We start from the raw sequence: 3,429 nt of genomic DNA on the forward strand, positions 1-3,429 counted from the left end.
GCGGGGGCCTTCGCGGAACCGATGCTCGCCTTCCTGGTGGACGGGGACGCGCTCGCCTCCACGGAGGCGGAAGGGGCAGCAGAGGTGGACATGGAGGCGGTGGGAGAGGCGGGCCCGGACGGGGACCGCAGGGCGGACGGAGAACTCGGGGCCGGGGAGGAACCGACCAGCCCCGGCCGCGCCTCGTCCGAGCCGTCGCGGTCGCCGAGCGCGGAGAGCATTCCGGTGGCGGTGCCGACGACGGCCACCACGGAGGCCACCGCGACCATCGCACCGCGGCCCACGGCACGCCTGCGCGCGGCGCGACGCGCGGCCAGCCGCTGGGCGCGTAAGCCTGACACCCTGTCGCTCCCCCCTCGCGCGGGAGACGCGTTCCCCCGTTCTGGGGAAGCGCCGGGCCCGCCGGTACGCCGGCCAGCCTAGGACTGGGACCCTGCCGCTATGGCGCAATTGGAACAGTTCACCACTCCCCTCGACGCGGTCGTCTCCCGTATGCGCGCCCTGGCGGAGGACCTGCCGGAGCGGGACGGCGTGGCGGTCTTCAACCGCGTCTACCTCGCCGTCACCGAGGCGGTCGACCGGTGCGTGGACACGGGCCGGTTCAGGGACGCGCGGGCCGCGATCACGCTGGACGTGCGGTTCGCCGAGCGCTACCTCGCGGCGGTGGACGCGGCCGCCCGCGAGCACCGCCCGCCGGCCTGCTGGCGGCCGCTGTTCCAGTTCCGCCGTCATCCCGGTGTACGCCCCCTGCAGTTCGCGCTCGCGGGCATCAACGCGCACATCGGGCACGATCTGGCGCTGGCCGTGGTGGACACCTGTCGTAGCCTCGACTGCGAACCCGTGGACGTGGAGGACGAGTTCGACCGCGTGGGTGATCTCCTCGTCTCGCTGGAGGAGCGCATCCGCGAGGATCTGATGCCGGGCCCCGACCTCCTCCAGATCGCGGACCCGCTCACCCATCTGCTGGGCTCCTGGAGCCTGGAGCGGGCCCGCGACGCCACCTGGACGGCGGCCCGGGCTCTGTGGGCGCTGCGCGGACTGCCCGACGTGGCCGGGGAGTTCACGGAGCGGCTGGACACAGCGGTGGGGTTCGCGGGGCGCATGCTGCTGACCCCGCTCCCCGATTGAGTTGCCTGTAGAACCTTGCCCGTGGAACCGACGCGAAGGAGCGGACACATGGCCATCCGGTTGGGACTGAGCCTTCCCCAGGCACAGCAGTACGACATCGGACGTGACGTGCCCGACGTGGCCCGCGCAGCCGAACGGATCGGTTACGAGAGCCTGTGGGTCTACGAGCGGGCCCTGTTCCCCGAGCCCGCGACCCAGGGCCTGTACGGCATCGAGGGCCTGGCGTGGCCCGACATGTACCGCGGGGTTCCCGACCCCCTGGTGACGCTGACCCTGGCGGCCGCGTCGACCGAGCGGGCCCGGCTCGGCACGAGCGTCCTGGTGGCGCCGCTGCACAACCCCTTCCAGCTGGCCAAGTCCCTCGCGACACTCGACGCGGCGAGCGGCGGGCGGGTGGTGGCGGGCCTCGGCACGGGCTGGTCGCTCGACGAGTACGCCGCGAGCGGCATGGCGCCGTTCGCCGAGCGGGGCCGGGTGCTGGACGAGATCATCGGCGTCTGCCGGGCGGTGTGGGGCCCGGATCCGGTGACGTACGACGGCAGCATCACGAAGATCGCCTCGGCCGTGGTGGCGCCCAAGCCCGCCCGTCCGATCTCGATCCTGCTGCCCGCCAACAGCAGGAAGGCGATGACCCGGCTCGTCGACCGCGCCGACGGCTGGATGCCCATCGCCATGGGCGTGGACCCACTGGCCGAGCAGTGGCGGCAGTTGCAGGACATGGCGGCCGAGCGGGGCCGCACGGAACCGATCGGGACGATGGTGCGGGTCAACGCCCGGCACTCCCCCAAGGCCTACGACGGCACGGACCGCTCTCCCTTCCAGGGCAGCACCGCGCAGATCGTCGAGGACCTCGCGGCCCACGTCGACGGCACCGGCCTCGACGGGTTCTTCCTCGAACTCCAGGGCGGCGCAAGGGACGCCGAGGAGCTCAAGGACGTGGCCGCCGAGCTCTACGAAGCGGTCCGCGCGGCCGGGATCTAGTCCTCGGGCAGTTCGACCGGCGCTATCTCCGCGAACAGGTCTCCCGGGCCCGGGTTGGTCGCGTCGGTCTCGCCGCCGAAGTGGTGCATGACGCCCCAGACCGCGTTCAGCGCGGTCTGGATCGCGCCCTCGGCCCAGCCCGCCGTCCAGGAGATGTCGTCGCCGGCGAGGAAGATGCCCCGCTTGTCCTCGGGCAGCGCGTCCTGCATGAAGTGCGTGAACAGGCGCCGCTGGTAGCGGTAGTGGCCGGGCAGGTTGGCCTTGAACGCGCCCATGAAGTAGGGCTCGTTCTCCCACGACACGGTCACCGGGGTGCCGATGATGTGCTTCCTGATGTCGACCTTGGGATAGATCTCGCCGAGCGACTTCAGCATGACCTCCATCCGCTCGTTCGCGGACAGCGGCAGCCACTTCAGGCTGTCGTCGCACCAGGTGTAGGAGAGGCAGATGACGGCGGGCCGGTCCGGACCGTCGTCCAGGAGGTAGGTCCCGCGGGTCATGCGGTCGGTGAGGGTCATCGACATGACGTCCCGCCCGGTGTCCTCGTCCTTGTCCAGCCAGAAGGGCCGGTCGACGGGCACGAAGAGCTTCGAGGACTCCATGTAGTGGGTGCGCTCGATCGCGGTCCAGTGGTCGATCGGGAAGAGCGAGTCGTCACAGGCGATCTTGGAGAGCAGCATCCAGGACTGGGCGGTGAAGATCGCCGCCCGGTAGGTGCGGATGTCGCCTCGCGCGTCGGTCACGGTGATCCGGTTGCCGGCCGTGCGGTGCAGCCGGGTCACGGCCGGGCGGGGCTCACCGCCCTCGTGCAGACTCGCCAGCGAGGTCCCGTACGCCCAGTGCACGATCTTCTCCGGCGTGCGCTCCCACAGCCTGAGCGGCAGCTGCTGCGAGCCGCCGACGATCCCGCGGTGGTGGTCGTCGGCCTCGGTGTAGACGACCCGCAGGATCTCCAGGATGGAGTTGGGGAAGTCGGTGTCCCAGCCACCGGTGCCGAAGCCGACCTGGCCGAAGATCTCGCGGTGCCGGAAGGACTTGAAGGCCTCCGAGTCGCAGAGGAAGCCGTAGAAGGTCTGGTTGTCGAGCTTCTCGACCAGCCGCGCCCAGATCTCGCGGATGCGCGGCACGTCCCGCTCGCGCAGGGCGCGGTTCATGTCGCTGAAGTCGGCGCCCTCCTCCAGGCACCGGTTCCAGGCCTCGGCGACATCGCGGTAGACCTGCGGGAGGTCGTCGACGGTCTCGGCGTAGTGGGACTCGCCCTTGAGGTCGACGACCGTCGAAGGGGTGGCCTCCGCGAGGGGGTTGGGGAAGGGACGGGTC

Annotated in this window: 3 protein-coding genes and 1 pseudogene; 2 read left to right on the plus strand and 2 right to left on the minus strand. The window is 71.2% G+C overall.

All coding sequences use genetic code 11. The features are described from left to right. Positions 1–341 (minus strand): annotated as a pseudogene (locus tag EHS43_RS48465) (endoglucanase); the annotation flags it as partial. 100 nt (positions 342–441) lie between these two features. On the opposite strand from EHS43_RS48465, the gene EHS43_RS40465 reads away from it, so the two are divergent. Then, the gene (locus EHS43_RS40465) at positions 442–1,128 is read left to right on the plus strand and encodes a DUF5995 family protein (protein WP_125195530.1); all 687 of its coding nucleotides are present in this window, start codon (positions 442–444) and stop codon (positions 1,126–1,128) included. 48 nt (positions 1,129–1,176) lie between these two features. Beyond that, entirely contained in the window at positions 1,177–2,109 is a 933-nt protein-coding gene (locus tag EHS43_RS40470; RefSeq protein WP_125195531.1) for an LLM class F420-dependent oxidoreductase, read from the plus strand. On the opposite strand, the gene EHS43_RS40475 is transcribed toward EHS43_RS40470, so the two are convergent. After that, a partial coding sequence (locus tag EHS43_RS40475; RefSeq protein ID WP_125195532.1) for an FAD-dependent oxidoreductase occupies positions 2,106–3,429 on the minus strand: 1,324 nt, incomplete at its 5' end. The genes EHS43_RS40470 and EHS43_RS40475 overlap by 4 nt on opposite strands.

This window comes from Streptomyces sp. RP5T, from assembly GCF_003933965.1.
Taxonomy (GTDB): Bacteria; Actinomycetota; Actinomycetes; order Streptomycetales; family Streptomycetaceae; genus Streptomyces.